Raw genomic sequence first — 22,000 nt, forward strand, 5'->3', positions numbered from 1 at the left:
GAATGCGTGATGTATTATGGATTTGATATTGGCGGCACCAAAATTGCGCTGGGCGTGTTTGATAAAAACCTCAAACTGCAGTGGGAAACCCGCATTCCCACACCACGCGAAAGCTATGATGAATTTTTAACTGCCATTGCCGCGCTGGTGGCGCAAGCTGATTCACGTTTTGGCGTGAAAGGCAGCGTCGGCATTGGTATTCCGGGAATGCCCGAAACTGACGATGGTACGCTGTATGCGGCCAACGTTCCTGCTGCCAGCGGTAAACCGCTGCGCGCCGATCTCTCCGCTCTGCTTGAACGCGACGTGCGTTTAGATAATGATGCCAACTGTTTTGCACTCTCCGAGGCCTGGGACGATGAGTTTCAGCGCTATCCGCTGGTGATGGGGCTGATCCTCGGCACGGGCGTAGGGGGAGGGATCGTCATCAACGGTAAGCCGATTACCGGGCGCAGTTACATTACGGGAGAGTTCGGCCATATCCGCCTGCCGGTTGATGCCCTGGCGGTCGTCGGGCGCGACTTCCCGCTGACCCGCTGCGGTTGCGGTCAGCATGGCTGTATTGAGAACTACCTCTCCGGACGTGGGTTTGCATGGCTTTACGAACACTTCTATCATCAGAAACTTGAAGCCCCTCAAATCATTACCTTGTGGGAGCAGGGGGATGCGCAGGCGCGAGAGCACGTTGAGCGCTATCTGGATCTGCTGGCGGTGTGTCTGGGAAATATTCTCACCATCGTCGACCCGGATCTGCTGGTGATTGGGGGAGGGCTTTCAAACTTTAGCGCGTTAACGGAACAGCTGTCCGGGCGTTTGCCCCGACATTTATTGCCGGTTGCCCGCGTGCCGCGTATTGAACGTGCGCGACACGGGGACGCAGGAGGGATGCGCGGAGCCGCATTCCTTCATCTCACCGATTAGTTTACGAGGTTTTTATGCTGTCGCGTCGCTTAGGTCGACTCAGCCGTTTTCGCAAAAATAAACGCCGCTTACGTGAGCGCTTGCGCCAGCGGATCTTTTTCAGAGACAGAATGATGCCAGAAGCGATGGATAAACCCAGAGTGGTGGTGCTGACCGGGGCGGGGATCTCCGCAGAGTCAGGTATTCGTACTTTCCGCGCTGCGGACGGGTTATGGGAAGAGCACCGTGTTGAGGATGTGGCGACGCCGGAAGGCTTTGCCCGCGATCCGGATCTTGTACAGGCGTTTTATAACGCCCGCCGTCGTCAGCTGCAGCAGCCAGAGGTTGTGCCTAATCCGGCGCATCTGGCGCTGGCGAAGCTGGAAGAGGCGCTTGGCGATCGTTTTTTGCTGGTTACGCAGAATATCGACAATCTGCATGAACGGGCCGGTAACAAAAACATCATCCATATGCACGGTGAACTGCTGAAAGTTCGCTGCGCCTGGAGCGGTCAGGTGCTGGACTGGAAAGAGGACGTGCTGCCTGAAGATAAGTGCCATTGCTGCCAGTTTCCATCGCGCCTGCGCCCGCATGTGGTCTGGTTTGGTGAAATGCCGCTTGGTATGGATGACATTTACAGCGCGCTGGCCATGGCGGATGTCTTTATCGCCATTGGCACGTCTGGCCATGTCTATCCGGCGGCCGGGTTTGTTCACGAAGCGCGGCTGCACGGCGCGCATACGGTTGAGCTGAATCTGGAGCCGAGCCAGGTGGGCAGCGAGTTCGAAGAGAAGCACTATGGCCTGGCCAGTACCGTCGTACCGGAGTTTGTCGATAAGCTCCTGAAAGGGCTGTAATCGCGATAGCCTGAAAAGGCACCCGTCCTGCGGGTGCCTTTTTTGTTTATGGCGTAAAGTACGCCAGCGTTTTCTCCAGCGATTTCGCCTGTTCGTCCAGCGACAGGGCCGCTGCCGAGATCTGTTGTACCAGGGACGCGTTCTGCTGGGTCGTGCTGTCCATCTGATTGACGGCAATGCTGACCTGGCTAATTCCCCGATTCTGCTCATCCAGAGCCTGAACAATATCGTTAATCACCAGATGCACATGCGACACGGCCTCGATGACCTGCTTCATCATGACGCCGGTTTCATTGACCAGCTCAACGCCTTTGCTGACACGGCCTGAAGACTCGGCTATCAGCTGGGAGATCTCTTTTGCCGCGTTGGCGCTTCGCTGGGCAAGGTTGCGAACTTCACCCGCCACCACTGCAAAACCGCGCCCCTGTTCGCCCGCGCGCGCCGCTTCTACGGCGGCATTCAGCGCCAGAATATTGGTCTGGAAGGCGATACCGTCCACAATGCTGTTGATCTCTCCAATCTTACGGGCGCTTTCGTCAATTTCCCCGATCACCACCACGACATCGTTCACCAGCGTCTCGCCATGTCCGGCAAGGGTCGCGGCACGATCGGTAAGGGTGGTAGCTTTGTGCGCATTGTCGGCGTTATTTTTCACCGTGACCGAAATCTCTTCCATGCTGGCTGCGGTTTCGACAATCGCCGCTGCCTGTTCTTCGGTGCGTGAGGCCAGATCGAGATTGCCTGCCGAAATTTCACTGGTGCCACCGTGAACGGAGTGGCTGGCTTCGCTGATGTTACCCACGATGCGCTTGAGCTGCATCTGCATGGTGTGTAGGGCGTAAAAAATACTGCTGGTATCCCCGGGACGCACCGGGATAGCGTTGTTCAGGTCGCCGCCGGCCACGGCCAGCGCGATCCCGGCGGCATCTGACGGTTCGCCCCCCACCGGGCGGTCCACTTTACGGGTAAAGATTTGCGCCATGACCAGGCTGACAACCACAATGCTTAACACCATCAGGAGGATGGCTTTCAGTAAAAATTGTCTTGCCTCGGCCATCACTTCGCTGACCGGGGTGACGATAGCCAGCTTCCAGGGCGTCTGACTGTTGCCGATGGTAATCGCCTGCCAGGTGATAAACGCCTCTTCCTTCAGTTGAGGATCGTTTGTGCGTATCACCTCATCCCCTGTGACAGTTCCGGTGTAAGGCTTGCCTACGGCACGTTTATCCGGGCTGGAAACCACGCTGTTGCCCGCCGACAGAAGCAGGGCGTAGCCTGTACCGTTCCACGGCTTAATCGCCCCGATCATCGATTGCAGGGTGGCGAGTGAGAAATCCGACGTGACGGACCCCAGGAACTGACCCTCACGCATGATGGGGGCGGCAATCGAGGTGAGCATTACGTCCACCCCATTGTAGGGATAAATATAGGGTTCGATGATGACATCTTTTTGCCGTTGCTTCGGCAGCAGATAATAATCGCCGCTGCCGGGCGTTTCGATGTCCGTCAGCAGATGTAATGCCGGTTTGCCTGTGGCGTCGCGGTCAACGTAGCGGGCGTAACGTCCGGCAGGATCTTCACCGCTCTGACCGGCAAAGGTGGCATCGTTGCCATCGAAGGCATCAGGTTCAAAGGCCATCGACATTGAAAGAAACTGAGGGTGCGCTGAGAGATAATGGATTAGCAGCTGGTTGAGTCCCTGTCGATCAACGATGCCCGCGTCGCGCAGTGCCTGAGCGCTATTTCCCATGTCACGCGCGGCCGCCAGGGCGGAATCCATCTGTTTACTGACCTGCAACGACTGCACTTCAGCAATCTGACGGATGTGTTTTTTAGCCAGCACTTCTTGCTGATCCATCCACTGCCACATCATAAAACCGATCGTTGCCGTAAAGCCCACCGTCACGGTGAGGAAAATGGACAATAGCATCAACGTCTTGACTCTTATTTTTTGTTTTCGGACCATGGCGTCTTTCATTCTCAACTCCCGTAATGACGTGCATGTCGGGCAGGCACAGATCACTTATCGGATATTTCGCCATGTTTCTGTAGAGCACCGGGTATATTTAATTTAAATTTTTGAACGCTAATTCCCGTTAATTAGTGTGGATGCTTTTATTTTGTGCATTCAATCAAATTAGTGTTCGATAATGCTCGTTATCGTTGTGCAGATAGGGGATGCTAATAAATATAAAGACGTTCAGGAGGATGGGATATGTATGGATTTATCGCGAGACAACCCATTTTTAACCTCGATATGAATACCGTGGCCTATGAGCTGCTTTTCAGAGACGGAATGACCAACCGTTTCCCCGATGTGTCGGCGGAATATGCCACATCCAGAATGATATCAGACCAGTTCTTATCCGTGCCGTCCCAGCGCATCGCCGGGGAACATACGTCGTTTATCAATTTTCCTTCCCGGATGATTATCGACCGCAGCGCTGAGGCGCTGGACAAAAACAACGTGGTCATTGAGATCCTGGAAGATGCTGACCCGGGTGAGGCGCTTTTGCAGGCCGTGAGAGAAATGTATGAGCACGGGTACTGCTTTGCGCTCGATGATTTCACTCTCGCACCGGAATGGGATGTTTTCTTGCCCTATATTTCCATCATCAAATTCGATGTCCAGAATTACACCTTAGCGCAAATTCAAAATTACCTGAGTGAGCGTAAAAGCCTGACCGGGCATATTAAATATCTGGCTGAAAAAATTGAGACTAAAGAGGAATTCAAACAATACAGCGATGCCGGATTTTCTCTTTTCCAGGGATATTTTTTCTGTCGTCCGGAGGTGATTAAATATAAACGGCTATCGCAAAATCAGCTTGCAATTTTCCGTCTGCAAATGGAAGTAGGACGCAATAAACCTGACTTTCGGATCATCGAGGCGTTAATCAAAAGCGACCTCACGCTGTCCTATAAAATCATGCGCTATATGAAGCACACCGCTTTTAAACACATGGGGGCCTGTAATTTCAGCAAGTTAACCCTGAGTGAAGTGCTGAGGTATCTTGGAGAAAATCAGCTCAGAAGGTTTGTAGCCGTTGTAGTGCTGGCAAGTGCAGCCAACGACACCGTCACCGAGCTTTACCCGATGAGTATGATGCGCGGGAAATTCTGTGAACTGATTGCCGAGAAACTGAACGAGCCGATGCTGGCTGAGAATGCGTTCATGTGCGGTCTGTTCTCACTGCTTGATACCCTGCTTGAGCTGCCGATGGCAGAGCTGATGACGCAAATTGCTGTCCCGCAGAGCGTGAGTAATGCGTTGTGCCATCAGGAAGGGCAGTTAGCGGACATGGTTCGCCTCTGCCATTACTACGAGCAGCAGCAGTGGGATGAGGCAAGCAGAATAAGTCACGCGCTGGGGCTGGCAGAGGACGAGATCGTAGAGGCGATGAGGAAGGCCACGATCTGGGCCGGGGAGAACGCCGTCAGTTAATCGTTCCTCACTCCGCTAAGACGGAGTGAGGAAGAAAGCCTGGCCGCTTACCGGCCCGCTTTTAATTTCTGGTAATACTCTTCATAGATGCGGCTTGCGTCACCGACATCGTTTTGCCACTCGCCTTTACTGATGGTTTGCGCATCCGGATAGAGCGATTTGTCGTTCGCGACGGCCGGGCTGAGCAGCTTGCGCGCAGCGAGGTTCGGGGTGGGATAACCAATGGTCTCCGCAACTTGTTTCGCGACGTCCGGGCGCAGCAGGAAGTTAATCAGCTTCAGGGCACCGTCAACGTTCTTCGCGTTTGCAGGAATAGAGAGGCTATCCATCCAGAAGATCCCGCCTTCTTTCGGCCACACTACCTCCAGCGGCGTACCGGCCTGACGGGCAACATACGCGGAGCCGTTCCACACCATGCCCAGATTCACTTCGCCTTCCATATACGGGTTTGCCGGGTTATCAGAGTTGAATGCCGCCACGTTAGGCATCAGCTTTTTCAGCTCGTTATAGGCCGCTTCAATCTCTTTCGGGTCCGTCGTATTGCCTGAGTAGCCGAGCTTACGCAGCGCTACCTGGAACACTTCGCGCGCGTCGTCGGTTAACAGCAGGCTGCCTTTGTATTCCGGTTTCCACAGATCGGCCCAGCTTGTAACGGTTTTCGGATCGATAGCCTCGCTGTTGACACCAATGGCGGTTGCGCCCCAGATGTAAGGAATGGAGTAGTCGTTATTCGGGTCAAACGGCTTATTGAGCATCTCCGGATCGAGATTGTTGAAGTGAGTGAGCTTCGTTTTATCGATCTTCTGAATCATGCCCTCTTTGCGCATTTTATCGACGAAATAGGTCGACGGGACGACCAGATCGTACGCGCCTTCTTTGTAAGTTTTGAGCTTGGCGTACATGGTTTCATTCGACTCATAGGTAGAATAGATAACCTTGATGCCCGTCTCTTTCGTGAACTGCTCCAGCAGGCCCGGTGGCACATACTCGGTCCAGTTATAGAAATAGAGCGTTTTGCTGTCATCAGCGTGCGCGGCACCCATTCCGAGCACCAGTGCCGCAGCGGCAAGCATTTTTTTCATTTCATTGTCCCCTGAGATTTTGTTTTATCACGAGCAATAACCTGGCTGGCAATCACCAGCACCAGCGAGAACACTAACAGTATGGTCGCCAGCGCGTTCACCTCGGGCGAGACGCCGACTTTCACCATTGAATAGATCTTCAATGGCAGAATTTCATAACTCGGGCCGGTGACGAAGGAGGAGACCACCACATCGTCCATCGACAGGGTAAAACTCAGCAGCCATCCGGCAGCCACGGCGGGCATCGCCAGCGGCAGGATGATTTTGCGCAGGATGGTCATCTCACTGGCACCCAGATCTTTTGCGGCTTCCAGCATGCGTACGTCAAACCCTTTCAGGCGTGCGAAGACGGTGACCACCACAAACGGCAGGCAGAAAGTGATGTGGGAGAACAGCAGTGACCAGAAACCCAACTGGACGCCCAGCAGCATAAACAGCACCAGCAGCGAAATCGCCATGACGATATCCGGCGACATCATCACCACAAACAGCATCCCGCTGACGAACGGTTTACCCCGGAAGCGATAGCGATAGAGCGCCACGGCGGTAAGCGAACCAATCAGCGTGGCGAAGGTGGCGGAGAAAATCGCCATCGTCAGGGAGTGCTGAGCAGCCTGCAGCAGGCTGTCGTTGTTCATCAGCAGGCTGTACCAGTTGGTAGTGAAACCTTGCCAGTTGATGCCGAAACGCGAGCTGTTAAACGAGTTCACGATCAAAATAATGATCGGAATATAAAGATAGGCATAGATGGCGGTCATAAAACCGCCGCGAAGCAGTCGACCGATCATTCGAGTTCCACCTTTTTATTCAGTAATCGTGAAGCACGCCAGTAGATCAACAGCATCAGGCCCATCACCACCGTGAGCGTAATGCTGGTAGCGGAACCGAACGGCCAGTCGCGAATGTTCAGGAACTGGCTCTTAATCACGTTGCCGATAAGCAGGTTTTTCGCGCCGCCCATCAGGTCGGACACGTAGAACAAGCCCATTGCCGGCAGCATTACCAGCAGACAACCTGCAATGATGCCAGGCATGGTCAACGGAATGATAATCCGGATAAAGGTCTGCAGTTTGCTGGCGCCCAGGTCTCTCGCAGCTTCCAGCAGCGGTTTATCCAGCTTCTCAATGCTGGAATAGAGCGGCATCACCATAAAGGGCAGCAGGATATAGACCAGACCCACAATGACCGCACCCGGCGTAAACATGATGCGCACTGGCGTATCAATCACGCCCAGCCACAACAGGAACTCGTTCAGATAGCCTTTGGTGCTGAGGAAAATTTTCAGCCCGTAGATGCGGATCAGGGAGTTGGTCCAGAAAGGCACGATCAGCAAAAAGAGCAGCAGTGGACGCACTTTTTGCGGCAGACGTGCCAGAAACCATGCAAAGGGATAACCCAGCACCAGGCAGGCAACGGTGGCGATCAGCGCCATATTAAGCGAGTGCAACAGCACGTCAAAATAGAGCGGATCGAGCAGACGCGAGTAGTTGTCCAGCGTAAAGACCAGCTTTACGAAGTCAGTATCGTCGCGGGTCAGGAAGCTGGTGGCGATGATCATCAGGTTGGGTAAGAAGACAAACAACACAAGCCAACCGACGATAGTAGCAATCACCACATTCTGGAATTTACTTGTGTTCTTCATCAGCCAGTACAACCTCCCAGCTTTCTACCCAGTTGATAACCATTTTCTGGTCGAGGGAGTGGTCGAAATCAGGGTCGTCCTCATTAAAGAACTCACTGACCATCACCATCTTACCGTTTTCCAGTTCGACGACAGACTCCAGCGTCATCCCTTTATAGTTGCGCTCCCGGATATAGCCAATCAGGCCCTCGGCATCAGTATTGCCGTGGATCTCTTCAACGCGCAGATCCTCCGGGCGCAGCAGGACGTTGAGCTTTTGCCCTTTTTCGACGGCAAAATTCACGGTGATATTGCACTCGCGGCCTTCTACGTTGGCCCGCACGCGCTGTTCGTCCAGGCGTTCAATCACCGTGGCGTTGAAAATGTTGATTTCCCCAATGAAGCTGGCCACGAACAGGTTTTTCGGCTCTTCATAGATTTCACGTGGCGTGCCGTCCTGCTCGATTTTGCCGTCACGCATCACCACGATACGGTCCGACATGGTGAGTGCCTCTTCCTGATCGTGGGTAACGAAGACAAAGGTAATGCCGAGCTTGCGCTGCAGGGCTTTAAGCTCGTTCTGCATCTGCTTGCGCAGTTTATAGTCCAGCGCGGAAAGTGACTCATCCAGCAGGAGCAGACGCGGTTTATTGACCACAGCGCGGGCGATAGCAACGCGCTGCTGCTGGCCGCCGGAAAGCTGGTGTGGCTTACGCTGGGCAAATTCTTCCAGTTGCACCATGCGCAGCGCGTCGGTAACGCGAGCCGGGATCTCGCTGGCCGGGGTTTTTTGCATCCGCAGGCCAAATGCGACGTTCTCGAACACGGTCATGTGCGGAAACAGGGCATAGCTCTGAAAGACGGTATTCACGTGCCGCTCTTCGGCGGGGACCTGGGTGATATCCTGGTTTTCAAGGTGGATGTGACCGCTATCGACGTTTTCCAGTCCGGCGATAAGGCGCAGTACGGTTGTCTTGCCGCAGCCAGAGGGGCCAAGCAGCGTGAGGAACTCACCGTCATTGATGGTCAGGTTGAGCCCGGAAATAACATCTTTACCATCAAAACTTTTACGAATTCGTTCCAGTTGCACCAGCGGTGAACGTGAACGGGATTGTGTATTCAATTTTTGCGCTGTCCCATATAGACGCTCCGGGATGCAGACCGAAGCGGGGTTTGTGTGTAACCACCTTGGTGACTCGTAATGAGGGCGGACATTCTACGGCAAACCACTGTAATCGCCAATCCTTGTCACTGATTCATAAGCTACATTTACTAACGGATACGATATAAACGGAAAATATTCTCGTTTGCGGGATAAAAGTGACCTGACGCAATATTTGCCTTTTGATGCTTATTGATAATGTTGTCACAAAAAGTGAGGGTGACTGCATGGATAAATTACTTGAGCGTTTTTTACAGTACGTTTCGCTGGATACCCAATCTAAACCGGGTGTCCGCCAGGTGCCAAGCACCGAAGGCCAGTGGAAGTTATTAAACCTGCTCAAAGAGCAGCTCGACGCCATGGGGCTGGTTAACGTCACGTTAAGCGAGAAAGGCACTGTGATGGGAACGCTGCCTGCGAATGTCTCCGGTGATATCCCGGCGATTGGCTTTATCTCCCATGTCGACACCTCTCCGGATTTTAGCGGTAAACATGTGAACCCGCAGATTGTTGAAAACTACCGCGGCGGCGACATTGCGCTGGGGATTGGTGACGAAGTACTGTCGCCGGTGATGTTCCCGGTGCTGCACCAGCTGCTCGGTCAGACGCTCATCACCACCGACGGCAAAACGCTGCTGGGTGCCGATGACAAAGCGGGTATTGCCGAGATCATGACGGCGCTGGCGGTGCTGAAAGAGAAAAATATCCCGCACGGGGATATCCGTGTCGCCTTTACGCCGGATGAAGAGGTCGGCAAGGGGGCAAAACACTTCGACGTAGATGCTTTTAACGCGAAGTGGGCCTACACCGTCGACGGTGGCGGCGTAGGGGAACTGGAGTTCGAGAATTTCAACGCCGCGTCCGTGACAATCAAAATCGTCGGAAACAACGTTCATCCTGGCTCCGCCAAAGGGGTCATGGTGAATGCGTTGTCGCTGGCGTCGCGTATTCATGCGGAAGTTCCGCCAGAAGAGAGCCCGGAACAGACCGACGGTTATGAAGGTTTTTATCACCTGACCAGCATTAAAGGCACCGTAGACAGTGCGCAGATGCACTACATCATTCGCGACTTTGACCGTAAAGCATTTGAAGCGCGTAAACGTAAGATGATGGAGATAGCCAAAAAGGTCGGTAAGGGCCTGCATCCGGATTGCTATATCGAGCTGATTATCGAAGACAGCTACTACAATATGCGCGAGAAAGTGATGGCGCATCCGCATATCCTCGATATCGCGCAGCAGGCAATGCGTGACTGTGATATTGAACCGCTGTTAAAACCGATTCGTGGCGGCACAGACGGTTCGCAGCTGTCGTTTATGGGGCTGCCTTGCCCGAATCTGTTTACCGGTGGCTACAACTATCACGGCAAGCACGAGTTCGTGACGCTGGAAGGAATGGAAAAAGCGGTGAAGGTGATTGTGCGAATTGCGGAGCTGACCGCGGCGCGGTAATGACAAAAAAAAGGCCGGGTCAGGCGAAGCCGCCACCCGGCACGCTTTTCTTTACGGTTTAGTCCTCAAAGAACCAGTACCCGCTGTTCACCAGCGCGGCGAGCATCGCGAGGAAAGAGGGATCTTCCAGCGCATCGCCAAAGGTATCGGCCGTTAAGGTCAGGTGGCTGGCAATAGCCTCCAGCGCCGGACGGTGAGGGGAGTCCAGCTTCTCGCCGTTAACGAAAACATCTTCACCGATGCGCAGTACGCGCAACCCGCCCAGACGAACCAGTTTGTCGCCCTGTTGCAGTGCGTCATAAATCTCGTCGGCCTGGTATGGCGGCTCTGGCGGTGCCACATCCAGCTCATGGCGTGACTGGCTGATAAACTCACCAAACCACTGGCTGAAATGCGCCGGTTCATTGATCAAATCCAGCATCATGCCGCGAAGCTTGTCCAGTTCGGCTGGCACAATATCGGCCGGGTGCTCGCGTGCAGGCACATCCGGATCGCTGTAACGATGGCTGCCCAGTTCACGCTGCAGCACGTAGTCAGCAAAGCCGCTGATCATTTCGCGACCGCTTGGTGCGCGGAATCCGACGGAGTAGTTCAGCGAGTTTTCCAGCGAATACCCTTCGTGCGGGAACCCTGGTGGGATATAGAGAATATCACCCGGCTCCAGCTCTTCATCGATAATCCCTTCAAACGGATCGACCTGAAGCAGGTCCGGATGCGGGCAGTGCTGTTTCATCGGCACTTTGTCGCCCACGCGCCAGCGGCGGCGGCCTGTACCCTGAATGATGAACACGTCGTACTGGTCCAGATGCGGACCAACGCCCCCTCCTGGCACGGAGAAGGAGATCATCAGATCGTCCATTCGCCAGTCGGGCAGGGCGCGGAACGGACGCATTAACGCCGCAGTCGGTTCATGCCAGTGGTTAACCGCCTGAACCAGTAATGACCAGTTGTTTTCACCGAGGTGATCGTAGCTTTCGAAAGGACCGTGGCTGACCTGCCATTTCCCGTCCTGGTGGCTTACCAGGCGGCTGTCGACTTCACTCTCCATGGCCAGGCCGGCCAGTTCGTCAGGGGAGAGAGGATCGACAAAATTGCTGAACCCGCGTTTAAGAACGACCGGGCGTTTCTGCCAGTAACGTTCAATAAATTCGGGCCAGTTAAGTGTTAAGTGATAATCCATATTTTTTTATTCCGCAGGCTCTTACTGACTCGGATTATAACGGAAGCACAGGAGCCTGGGTGCGAGATCCTCGCATTTTTCACATAACGGGTTAACTATCGTTCGATGTGGGCTGCTGGCGACCGAAAATGACCTCCATTCTGGCGCCTCCGAGTAAACTGTCTTCGGTTTCAATTTTTCCGTCGTACTGGTCGACGATTTCGCGTGCCACCGCTAACCCAACCCCCTGGCCGGGGCGTAACGTATCCGCACGCTGTCCGCGGTCGAATACCACATCACGTTTATTGCGTGGGATCCCCGGGCCATCATCCTCAACGATAATATGCAATTCGTTATCCGTCTGACGCGCGGAAACTTCCACGAATTCCAGGCAATATTTACAGGCGTTATCCAGCAAATTGCCCATCACTTCCATGAAATCATTTTGTTCACCAACAAAGCTGATTTCGGGAGAGATATCGAGGCTGATATTGACCCCTTTGCGCTGGTAAACCTTGTTGAGCGCGGAGATGAGGTTATCCAGAAGCGGTGCCACAGGATGCAGTTCGCGGCTCAATAACGCGCTGCCGGAACGCATGCTGGCACGGTGCAGATAGTAACCAATTTGCTGAGAAATACGGCTGATCTGTTCCAGCATCACCGGCTCGGCGTCATCAACGCTCAGCTTTGAGCTGCGCATCGAACGCAGGGTACTTTGCATCACCGCCAGCGGCGTTTTCAGGCTATGCGTGAGGTCGGTGAGGGTGGTGCGGTATTTATCATAGCGCTCACGTTCGCTTTTCAGCAGACGGTTGAGGTTACGCACCAGGCTTGTCAGCTCGCGGGTAGTCTCCGGGTTGAGCTTCTCACGATGATGTTCTTCCAGCTCGCGCACCTCTCTCGCCAGCGATTCGATGGGGCGTAAACTCCACCACGCGGCGAGCCACAGCAGCGGGATTACTAGCAGCAGATTCGCGGCCAGAACATAGACGAACCAGTTCCATACCATATAAGAACGTTTAAGTTCGACCGGGATGGTATCGACCACCACGATGGTTAACTGCGGCATGTTCATCGTGGCCGGGTAGAGGTTAATCGCCACGGAGTGCGTCATTTCTGTTTCGGCATCGTCTGCGCGGATCTCATTCAGCTTTTGCTGCAGGGAGCGGTCCTCGCGCAGCAGCGAGCTGGTGGTGTTCAGATCGGCTTCAAGTTCGTGGAAACCATTGGTCTTAAGCCATTCCGGACGAATACTTTTAACCAGCCATGGGATATCGCGTTGTGCCCAAAGTAGTTTTCCCTTTTCATTATAAATCAGGGCCAGCGTCGGGCTTTGCTGGTTAAGGTTTTCCGGCATTTCGACGGTGATCGTGTTGTTTTCCCATTTCGCCAGGGTATAAAACAGGTTGCTTTCACCACGCAACAGTCGAAAAGTTGTTTTATCAAAACTGACGCTGTAGCCCACCAGAGCCACCATGCCGTAGGAGAGGGATAACACCAGCACGACGGCGGCCGTTGCCAGTAAAAAGCGAACCCGCAGCGAGAGGGGCAGAATATGACGCAAGATCCCTTTCATTTAGCGTATTTCGAACAGATAACCCTGACCACGGACGGTCGTGATCACGTCCTGCGGGTACTCCGCCTGAATTTTCTTGCGCAGACGTCCCATCAACACATCAATCGTGTGGCTCTCACGTAGCTCGGCATCCGGATAAAGCTGAAGCATTAAGGAGTCTTTGCTCACCACTTTGCCACTGTTGCGGATTAACGTTTCCATGATGGTGTATTCAAACGCGGTCAGCTTAATGACTTCATTATTGATCGAGAATTCACGACGGGAGAGATCAACCTGGAAAGGGGGAATCGAAATCACCTGGGAGGCCAGGCCGCTGTTGCGGCGTAGCAGTGCCTGCATGCGTGCCGCCACTTCTTCGATGTGAAACGGCTTGGTGACGTAATCATCCGCGCCCGCGCTGAGCACTTCAACCTTGTCCTGCCAGCCTTCACGAGCGGTCAACACCAGAACCGGAAGGGAGACATCATGGCTGCGCCAGCGACGAATCAACGACAAACCGTCTTCATCAGGCAATCCGAGATCGACGATGGCGATATCCGGCAGGTGCTCATTGAGATAATAATCGGCTTCTTTTGCATCTTCGGCATCGTCCACCTGATGTCCCATCTCCTGAAGCTGAACCTTCAGGTGATGGCGTAGCAATGCGTTATCCTCAACAACCAGTACGCGCATCATCTTTTCTCCCTATATGAATGGTATGAATAGTTTAACGCTGATTATGTTGTTGTGGGGATAAACATTAAGTAAACCGGGGAAAAGCAGCCCCCTTTCCAGGCGGAAAGGGGGAAGGGAGGTTACTTCAGCTCGTCAACCATGGTGATGGCACGGCCGATATAGTTTGCCGGGGTCATCGCTTTCAGGCGGGTTTTCTCGTCTTCTGGCAGTTCCAGACTGTCGATAAACTGTTTCATGCCTTCGGCGTCTACGCGTTTACCGCGCGTCAGCTCTTTCAGTTTCTCGTACGGTTTTTCAATGCCATAACGACGCATGACGGTCTGAATGGGCTCTGCCAGCACTTCCCAGTTGTGATCCAGCTCGTCCAGCAGACGGTCGCGGTTCACTTCCAGTTTGCTTACACCTTTCAGGGTGGACTGATACGCGATCAGCGCGTAGCCGATACCCACGCCCAGGTTACGCAGCACGGTGGAGTCAGTCAGGTCGCGCTGCCAGCGGGAAACTGGCAGTTTGCTCGCCATGTGCTGCAGCACCGCATTCGCCAGGCCCAGGTTGCCTTCGGAGTTTTCGAAGTCGATTGGGTTGACTTTGTGCGGCATGGTTGAGGAGCCAATTTCACCGGCGATGGTCTTCTGTTTGAAGTGGTTCAGCGCGATGTAACCCCACACGTCACGATCGAAATCGATCAGAATGGTGTTGAAGCGAGCGATGCAGTCAAACAGTTCCGCGATATAGTCGTGCGGCTCAATCTGGGTGGTGTACGGGTTCCACTGAATGCCCAGAGAGGTCACGAACGCTTCGCTGAACTGATGCCAGTCCACTTCCGGGTAGGCGGCGATGTGGGCGTTGTAGTTACCTACCGCACCGTTGATTTTACCCAGAATCTCGACCTGCTCCAGCTGACGATACTGACGTTCCATACGGTACGCCACGTTTGCCATCTCTTTACCCATCGTGGAGGGAGTGGCCGGCTGACCGTGGGTACGGGACAGCAGCGGAATATCACGATATTCGACAGACAGTGCTTTTACCGCGTCGATGATTTTACGCCAGTAAGGCAGCACCACGTCTTTACGTGCGGTGGAGAGCATCAGTGCATGAGACAGGTTGTTAATGTCTTCTGAGGTGCAGGCGAAGTGAATGAATTCAGACACGGCATGCAGCGCAGGCACGCTTGCCACTTTCTCTTTAAGGAAATACTCAACCGCTTTTACGTCATGGTTGGTGGTGCGCTCAATAGTTTTAATGCGCGCAGCATCTTCTTCGTTGAAGTCAGCAACGATTTTATCGAGGTAATCGTTTGCCTGGGCGTCAAAAGCAGGAACTTCCTTGATTGCTGCCTGGGCGGCCAGCTTTTGCAGCCAGCGTACTTCAACCTGAACACGGAACTTCAGCAAACCATATTCGCTGAAGATCCCGCGCAGCGCGCTGACTTTATCGCCGTAGCGTCCATCTACAGGGGATACGGCGGTCAGTGAGGATAATTCCATAATTCGCAACTCCGGGAGGTTAACAATGAGCAAGAATTTGTTTTGCCTGAGTCGTCAGGCGATTACGAGAAAACATTAACTGCAGGCGGCCACCGCCAACCTGATGCCACAGCACGGCGGCACGAATACCCGCCAGCAGGGAGGCGCGGACTTTTGCCTGAACCTGCGGGCTTTGCAGCACGGCAGGAGAGCCGGTGACCTGAATACGTGGGCCCAGCGGGCTGATGACGTCAACATAAATGCCGGCCATGGCACTGAGCAGCGTTTCGGACTGCAGATCAAAATGGTCGAGCTGGCGCTGCAGCCCGGCAATGCGGTCACCGAGCGTATCAAGCGCGCCTTTGGCCGCACTGAGCTTACGCTCCAGTACCATCAGGCTTAACGTGTAGCGGGTCAGCTCCGCGTTCAACCCCTGACGGCTACTGGCGTTAAGCACGCCAAGCAAAGTTTCAAGACCGAGACGAAGATTGGTTTCACTCCCACCGAAGACACCCAGAGTCGAACCGGGGTTGAGGTCGATAACGCTGTTGAGTGAAACGTGCAGCGCGTCAGCATCGCAATGACCCTGATGCGCCAGCTGTTGCACCAGACGGGCAGACTGGCAAATTCCAGCCAGTGCCAGGGTGATGTCATAATAGTTCTTCGCCACACGTTCTCCTTTATGAGTGCAATCGTGTTAAACGGCCGGCAGCGGCAGGCGCTGTTCAATGATCCCGCCGCCCAGACAGATTTCGCCGCTGTAGAATACGGCGGACTGGCCTGGGGTGACCGCCGCAACCGGCTCGTCGAAACGCACATCAATGCGTTCATCATCCAGCGCGGTGACGGTACAAGGGATATCGGTCTGGCGATAGCGTGTTTTTACCGTGCAGCGCAGCGTACCCTTCAGCGGCTCACGATCGACCCAGTGCAGCTGTTGTGCGATGAGGCCGACGGACATCAGACGCGGATGGTCGTGGCCCTGAGCAACAACCAGAATATTGTTTTCGACATCTTTATCTACGACGTACCACGGATCTTCGCTGCCTTCTTTGGTGCCGCCAATACCCAGCCCTTTACGCTGGCCCAGCGTGTGGTACATCAGCCCCTGATGTTGACCAATCTCATCACCGTCGACGGTAACGATTTTGCCCGGCTGTGCCGGCAGGTAACGACCAAGGAAGTCGCGGAATTTGCGCTCGCCGATAAAACAGATACCGGTGGAGTCTTTTTTCTTCGCGGTGATCAGATCCAGCTCTTCGGCGATTTTACGCACCTGCGGCTTTTCAAGCTCGCCTACCGGGAACAGGCTTTGCGCAATCTGTTCGTGGCTGAGTGTATAAAGGAAGTAGCTTTGATCTTTGTTGCCATCCAGACCGCGCAGCAGCTGGCTTTTGCCATTCACATCGGCACGACGCACGTAGTGCCCGGTCGCAATATAGTCTGCACCCAGATCTTCTGCGGCGAATTCCAGGAAGGCTTTAAATTTGATCTCTTTGTTGCACAGAATGTCCGGGTTCGGGGTACGACCGGCTTTGTACTCTTCCAGGAAAAGCTCGAAGACGTTGTCCCAGTATTCTGCGGCAAAGTTAACGGTGTGCAGTTCAATGCCCAGCTTATCGCACACCGCCTGCGCATCGGCGAGATCCGCAGCAGCAGTGCAATATTCCTCGCCATCATCTTCCTCCCAGTTCTTCATGAACAGGCCCTCCACCTTATAGCCCTGTTGTTGCAACAGGTAGGCGGAAACGGAGGAATCGACACCGCCGGACATGCCGACGATCACTTTTTTCTGGCTGTTATCTGACATGGAATACTCACGACATTGAACTTCAAGGCGGCGTATTCTATCACGCCCCCCCACCATTGGCACCCTCTGTAAACGGCCAGTTAAATTCTCCAATCACCTCAAGCGGCAGGCGACCAGCAGACTGCCAGCAGCGGATACTCTCGGCAACCAGCGGCGAGCGCAGGTTTGGCGCGTTCAGGATCTCTTCGGCAGTGACCCACAGGCAGCGATCGATATCATCGTCCTGCGGCTCTGTGGCGCACGTTTCGCTAAGCTCGACGGCAAATAAAAAGCGCAGGAACGGAGTGTGATCAGGGGCAATCCACTGGTGCATACGGATGAAGTGTTGCGGCTCCGCGTGGATACCGGTTTCTTCCCACAATTCGCGTTTGGCGGCCTGCAGTAAGGTTTCATTGGCTTCAAGGTGCCCGGCTGGCTGGTTCCACAGCGCCTTGCCGTTAATACTCTCTTCTACGACCAAAAACTTACCCTGCGCGTGAACCACGCAGGCGACCGTGACATGCGGTTTAAACATAGTGACTCCTTAAGGGGTAACGTCCCGCCATTCACCGTTTGCCAGTGAATCCAGGGTGTAGTTGCCCATGGCGTAGCGAATAAGTCGCAGGGTAGGGAAGCCCACGTGTGCGGTCATCCGGCGAACCTGGCGATTACGGCCTTCATAAAGGGTGATTTTGAGCCAGCTCGTCGGGATGGATTTGCGCTCGCGGATCGGCGGCGTGCGTGGCCACAGCCATTCCGGCTCGCTGACGAGCTCAATACCTGCAGGCAAGGTAGGACCATCGTTTAACGTCACGCCACGGCGTAATGTCGCCAGCGTCTCTTCATCCGGTTCACCTTCAACCTGGACGAAGTAAATCTTTCCCGTGCGTTTGCCCGGCTGAGTGAGCCGGGCCTGTAAGGCACCATCGTTGGTTAAGACCAGAAGTCCTTCGCTATCCCGGTCCAGACGGCCAGCGGCGTAGACGCCCTGAACAGGAATGTAATCCTTCAGCGTGCTGCGTCCGGCTTCGTCAGTAAACTGCGGCAAAACATCGTAGGGTTTATTGAACAAAATCACCCGCTTTGGCTGGGATTCTTGTGGTCTTCTGGCGGCTTGTCGTGAGCTGAATCGCTCAACCCGGTGTTTTGTAAAAGAAGTTTTCTTCATGGTATTTTCAGACGTTATCAATTGCCGCATTATAGCCTATTAACGAAGACCTTTCATGGCGTCGGACAATCAGGTACTATCGAAGGGCTCATTACAATTTATTAACATAAGATCAGTAACAACCAGAAGCGCTCGAAGGAGAGGTTAATGGAAAGCAAAGTAGTTGTTCCGGCGGAAGGTAAAAAGATCACCCTGCAAAACGGCAAGATTAACGTTCCTCACAATCCGATTATCCCGTTCATCGAAGGTGACGGTATCGGTGTAGACGTTACCCCGGCAATGCTGAAAGTGGTTGATGCCGCTGTTGAGAAAGCCTACAAAGGCGAGCGTAAAATTTCCTGGATGGAAATTTACACCGGTGAAAAATCTACTCAAGTTTATGGCCAGGACGTTTGGCTGCCAGCTGAAACGCTGGACCTGATCCGCGACTACCGCGTTGCTATTAAAGGCCCTCTGACAACTCCAGTCGGTGGCGGTATTCGTTCCCTGAACGTTGCGCTGCGTCAGGAGCTGGACCTGTACGTGTGTCTGCGTCCGGTTCGTTACTATCAGGGCACCCCAAGCCCGGTTAAGCACCCTGAACTGACCGACATGGTTATCTTCCGCGAAAACTCAGAAGACATCTACGCGGGCATCGAGTGGAAAGCGGACTCTGCTGACGCAGAGAAAGTGATTAAATTCCTGCGCGAAGAGATGGGCGTGAAGAAAATTCGCTTCCCTGAGCATTGCGGTATCGGTATCAAGCCTTGCTCCGAAGAAGGGACTAAACGTCTGGTGCGTGCGGCCATTGAATACGCGATCACCAACGACCGTGACTCTGTGACGCTGGTTCACAAAGGCAACATCATGAAGTTCACCGAAGGCGCATTCAAAGACTGGGGCTACCAGTTGGCGATGGAAGAGTTCGGTGGTGAGCTGATTGACGGTGGTCCATGGCAGAAGATCAAGAACCCGAACACCGGCAAAGAGATCATCATTAAAGATGTGATCGCCGATGCGTTCCTGCAGCAGATCCTGCTGCGTCCTGCTGAATATGACGTTATCGCCTGTATGAACCTGAACGGTGACTACATCTCCGACGCCCTGGCGGCGCAGGTTGGCGGTATTGGTATCGCTCCTGGTGCGAACATCGGTGACGAGTGCGCACTGTTCGAAGCGACCCACGGTACGGCACCAAAATATGCCGGCCAGGATAAAGTGAACCCAGGTTCTATCATCCTGTCTGCAGAAATGATGCTGCGTCATATGGAATGGTTCGAAGCCGCAGACCTGATCGTTAAAGGTATGGAAGGCGCGATCAACGCGAAAACCGTTACCTATGATTTCGAACGTCTGATGGAAGGCGCTAAGCTGCTGAAATGTTCAGAGTTTGGCGACGCGATTATCGCGAACATGTAATCCAGAGTCTGGGTTAAACAAGAACGGGAGCCGATGGGTTCCCGTTTTTTATTATTCGATTTCGTACGGTTATCAAAACCCCTCCTTCAATAGCATTTACCGTCCACACTCTACCGGGCCATCATGAGCTTTCGCCGTTTGATTCGGCGATGTATGCCCCAAAATTTCTTGAATATCTTAATTCCACGTCTCACTAAATTCATTGTTATGGTGTCCGGCCTCACCCGGTGCCGCGCTCATGAATACCTGATCTGACTTATCGGGTACGACGCGATTACGGTGAAACTCTCATTAATTCTCTTGTCAGCATAACTTTCTGGTGTGCGGAATATCACTCGTATTACGGGAGATAGCACAACGTGAATTAGCATCATTTTAAGCAGGCGGCTGTTATAAATATCCCTGTCGCAGCAAGTTATTTAATCAAACGGTATTGCTGCGCTGGCACTTTCCGCGGTAGTGGGAAAAGTCAGACAAACTGTACGAAAAAATAAAGCCGGGAAATGTCGGTTTTATTGTGTACATAGCAAACACGCATGGTCATTCATTGCCATGTATTTTCCAATCGAGACGTAAGGATATTCTACAAATGAGTACTTTTACTGTAGTACCCGCAAATCAGTCTGCAGATAATAATGCGAAAATGATTTATCAGTGGTTGAGTGGTCTGTCCGAACGACAGGGTAAAAAGCTCATTTCAGGTATTTTTGGTGGCTATAGCAATATCGGCGGCGTCGATGCTTTTTCCCTGCAACAAGGAAAAGAACTGCAGGCCCTGACCGGGAAATTCCCCGCTATTTATAGCGCTGACTATGCCCGTGGCTGGGATGCCTGTACCCCAGGAGAGGAAGCCAGTTTGATCGATTTTGGTTGTAATGCCGATCTGATCGACCACTGGAAAAAAGGCGGACTGGTCGCGATCAGCCACCATTTACCAAACCCTTGTTTTGCGGGGAATAATCCAGGTGATGGAAAGGGGGCTCTCAAGCATCCTGTGAGTAATGATGAATTTTCTGCAATCTTACAGTCTGGAACACCGTCGCGTGGGCGCTGGCTGGCAATGCTTGATAAAGTCGCTCAGGGCCTACAGCAACTGAATGAGAAAGGTGTCACCGTCTTTTATCGACCCTTGCATGAGATGAATGGCGAGTGGTTCTGGTGGGGGGCAACCGGTGAGAATACAAACGATACTGTACGTATGGATCTGTATCGACGCCTGTATCAGGATATCTTTAACTATTTCGTTAAAACGAAAGGGTTAAACAATTTACTCTGGGTCTTCTCTCCTGATGCAAACCGGGATTATAAGACATCTTATTACCCTGGCGCAGAGTATGTTGATATTACTGGCCTGGACTTGTATACAGACAATCCTGCCACTGTAAACGGTTACGATGAAATGGTGGCATTGAATAAGCCGTTTGCCTTTGCAGAAGTGGGGCCATCAACAATTAACGGCCAGTTTGATTATGCAAACTTAGTGAGTGTTATTCTTCAGAAATACCCTAAAGCAACCATGTTTATCCCCTGGAACAATGACTGGAGCCCGCTGAAAAACCTGAATGCCTCTGGTGCATACAATAATGACCGGGTAATAAATCTCGGAGATGTATGGAACGGCAGCGTTCTGAGTTAACGTTCGTTCCGGTGTCATGTTGATGCACCATATTAAATGGTTGAAGTCGCTGGCCCGATCGTTAACGCTATAGAAGATGCTAAAATGTTCAGAGTCTGGCGACGCGATCATCGCGAATATGTCATCCAGATTCTGGGTTAAACGTGAACGGGGGCCAGACGGTCCTCGTTTTTTTCCTCTGCCTGCGGGAGACTGCAAGATGTTAGCTACGATCCTTGTCGCTATTGTTGCATTAATTCATCTCTACATACTTGTTCTGGAAATGTTCCTGTGGAACACAAAAACAGGCCACAAGGCATTTAATCTCAGCCCTGATTTTGCACGCGATACCCGCGTGCTGGCCGCAAATCAGGGGTTGTATAACGGTTTTCTGGCAGCGGGACTGCTCTGGGGACTGTGGCTTGGTGAAAGCGGTGTTCCTGTGGTCTTCTTCTTTTTGACCTGCGTGTTGATTGCGGGCATTTACGGTGCCATGACCGCCAGCCGAAAAATACTCTATGTTCAGGCTTTACCGGCGCTGGCTGCATTGATTGCATTGTGGTTGCGTTGATTAACAAGGCTTTGGTCTAAGAGTGCCGTCCGATATACTTACGCATTACCCTTAAAGGTCAG

The 22,000-nt window shown here is 53.1% G+C and carries 20 protein-coding genes; 7 read left to right on the forward strand and 13 right to left on the reverse strand.

Annotated elements, in window-relative coordinates; genetic code table 11:
- The first annotated feature begins 9 nt into the window (after positions 1-9).
- Together nagK and cobB are read left to right on the forward strand one after the other, a co-directional pair.
- A complete protein-coding gene (gene nagK / locus HV242_RS08600) occupies positions 10-921 on the forward strand; it encodes an N-acetylglucosamine kinase (protein WP_044867442.1) in 912 nt (303 codons plus the stop codon).
- A 14-nt stretch (positions 922-935) separates the two neighbouring features.
- Complete coding sequence (gene cobB / locus HV242_RS08605; protein WP_014169599.1) at positions 936-1,757, forward strand: Sir2 family NAD+-dependent deacetylase; 822 nt, start codon at positions 936-938, stop codon at positions 1,755-1,757.
- Positions 1,758-1,803: 46 nt separating this feature from the next.
- Here the strand turns inward: cobB and HV242_RS08610 are convergent, their stop codons facing one another.
- Positions 1,804-3,735 carry a methyl-accepting chemotaxis protein gene (locus tag HV242_RS08610; protein ID WP_050736642.1) on the reverse strand — a complete coding sequence of 644 codons (1,932 nt, stop codon included), beginning with the start codon at positions 3,733-3,735 and terminating at the stop codon, positions 1,804-1,806.
- Positions 3,736-3,972: 237 nt separating this feature from the next.
- Between HV242_RS08610 and HV242_RS08615 the strand changes: the two genes are divergently transcribed.
- Positions 3,973-5,202 (forward strand): EAL and HDOD domain-containing protein, encoded by a 1,230-nt coding sequence (locus HV242_RS08615; RefSeq protein WP_050736643.1) that lies wholly within the window; start codon positions 3,973-3,975, stop codon positions 5,200-5,202.
- Positions 5,203-5,249: 47 nt separating this feature from the next.
- Here the strand turns inward: HV242_RS08615 and potD are convergent, their stop codons facing one another.
- Genes potD through potA form a run of 4 tightly spaced genes read right to left on the reverse strand, consistent with a single transcriptional unit; the run spans position 5,250 to position 9,061 of the window.
- Positions 5,250-6,284, reverse strand: coding sequence for a spermidine/putrescine ABC transporter substrate-binding protein PotD (gene potD / locus HV242_RS08620; protein WP_014169602.1), 1,035 nt, complete (start codon positions 6,282-6,284; stop codon positions 5,250-5,252).
- Positions 6,281-7,072: a spermidine/putrescine ABC transporter permease PotC gene (gene potC / locus HV242_RS08625; protein ID WP_014169603.1), complete on the reverse strand. Its 792-nt coding sequence runs from the start codon at positions 7,070-7,072 to the stop codon at positions 6,281-6,283. Before potC ends, potD begins: the two co-directional genes overlap by 4 nt.
- Positions 7,069-7,926, reverse strand: coding sequence for a spermidine/putrescine ABC transporter permease PotB (gene potB / locus HV242_RS08630; protein ID WP_020884651.1), 858 nt, complete (start codon positions 7,924-7,926; stop codon positions 7,069-7,071). The genes potC and potB overlap by 4 nt, the downstream gene beginning before the upstream one ends.
- Positions 7,910-9,061: a spermidine/putrescine ABC transporter ATP-binding protein PotA gene (potA, locus tag HV242_RS08635; RefSeq protein ID WP_171032980.1), complete on the reverse strand. Its 1,152-nt coding sequence runs from the start codon at positions 9,059-9,061 to the stop codon at positions 7,910-7,912. The genes potB and potA overlap by 17 nt, the downstream gene beginning before the upstream one ends.
- 233 nt (positions 9,062-9,294) lie before the next feature.
- Between potA and pepT the strand changes: the two genes are divergently transcribed.
- Complete coding sequence (gene pepT, locus HV242_RS08640; RefSeq protein ID WP_020884649.1) at positions 9,295-10,518, forward strand: peptidase T; 1,224 nt, start codon at positions 9,295-9,297, stop codon at positions 10,516-10,518.
- A gap of 58 nt (positions 10,519-10,576) precedes the next feature.
- On the opposite strand, the gene HV242_RS08645 is transcribed toward pepT, so the two are convergent.
- From HV242_RS08645 to rluE, 8 genes are all read right to left on the reverse strand, one after another.
- Positions 10,577-11,698 carry a ribosomal protein uL16 3-hydroxylase gene (locus tag HV242_RS08645; protein WP_032677894.1) on the reverse strand — a complete coding sequence of 374 codons (1,122 nt, stop codon included), beginning with the start codon at positions 11,696-11,698 and terminating at the stop codon, positions 10,577-10,579.
- A gap of 91 nt (positions 11,699-11,789) precedes the next feature.
- On the reverse strand, positions 11,790-13,253 hold the full coding sequence (gene phoQ, locus HV242_RS08650) for a two-component system sensor histidine kinase PhoQ (protein ID WP_044867219.1): 1,464 nt from the start codon (positions 13,251-13,253) through the stop codon (positions 11,790-11,792).
- A complete protein-coding gene (gene phoP, locus HV242_RS08655) occupies positions 13,254-13,925 on the reverse strand; it encodes a two-component system response regulator PhoP (protein WP_032670531.1) in 672 nt (223 codons plus the stop codon).
- 122 nt (positions 13,926-14,047) lie between these two features.
- Positions 14,048-15,418, reverse strand: a complete 1,371-nt coding sequence (gene purB / locus HV242_RS08660; RefSeq protein ID WP_020884458.1) for an adenylosuccinate lyase — start codon at positions 15,416-15,418, stop codon at positions 14,048-14,050.
- Between the two features lie 19 nt (positions 15,419-15,437).
- A complete protein-coding gene (gene hflD, locus HV242_RS08665; RefSeq protein WP_014169611.1) occupies positions 15,438-16,067 on the reverse strand; it encodes a high frequency lysogenization protein HflD in 630 nt (209 codons plus the stop codon).
- Between the two features lie 27 nt (positions 16,068-16,094).
- Positions 16,095-17,207: a tRNA 2-thiouridine(34) synthase MnmA gene (gene mnmA / locus HV242_RS08670; protein WP_032670452.1), complete on the reverse strand. Its 1,113-nt coding sequence runs from the start codon at positions 17,205-17,207 to the stop codon at positions 16,095-16,097.
- 40 nt (positions 17,208-17,247) lie between these two features.
- On the reverse strand, positions 17,248-17,721 hold the full coding sequence (locus tag HV242_RS08675) for an NUDIX hydrolase (RefSeq protein WP_020884456.1): 474 nt from the start codon (positions 17,719-17,721) through the stop codon (positions 17,248-17,250).
- A 9-nt stretch (positions 17,722-17,730) separates the two neighbouring features.
- Entirely contained in the window at positions 17,731-18,384 is a 654-nt protein-coding gene (gene rluE, locus HV242_RS08680; protein WP_032681233.1) for a 23S rRNA pseudouridine(2457) synthase RluE, read from the reverse strand.
- A 117-nt stretch (positions 18,385-18,501) separates the two neighbouring features.
- On the opposite strand from rluE, the gene icd reads away from it, so the two are divergent.
- The 3 genes from icd (at position 18,502) to HV242_RS08695 (ending at position 21,938) form a co-directional block, all read left to right on the forward strand.
- Entirely contained in the window at positions 18,502-19,752 is a 1,251-nt protein-coding gene (gene icd, locus HV242_RS08685) for an NADP-dependent isocitrate dehydrogenase (protein WP_014169617.1), read from the forward strand.
- 589 nt (positions 19,753-20,341) lie between these two features.
- Entirely contained in the window at positions 20,342-21,388 is a 1,047-nt protein-coding gene (locus HV242_RS08690) for a glycosyl hydrolase (RefSeq protein ID WP_050736644.1), read from the forward strand.
- A 199-nt stretch (positions 21,389-21,587) separates the two neighbouring features.
- Entirely contained in the window at positions 21,588-21,938 is a 351-nt protein-coding gene (locus tag HV242_RS08695; RefSeq protein WP_020884453.1) for a DUF1304 domain-containing protein, read from the forward strand.
- Positions 21,939-22,000: the final 62 nt, after the last annotated feature.

Source organism: Enterobacter sp. RHBSTW-00593 (genome assembly GCF_013784105.1).
Lineage (GTDB): Bacteria > Pseudomonadota > Gammaproteobacteria > Enterobacterales > Enterobacteriaceae > Enterobacter > Enterobacter ludwigii.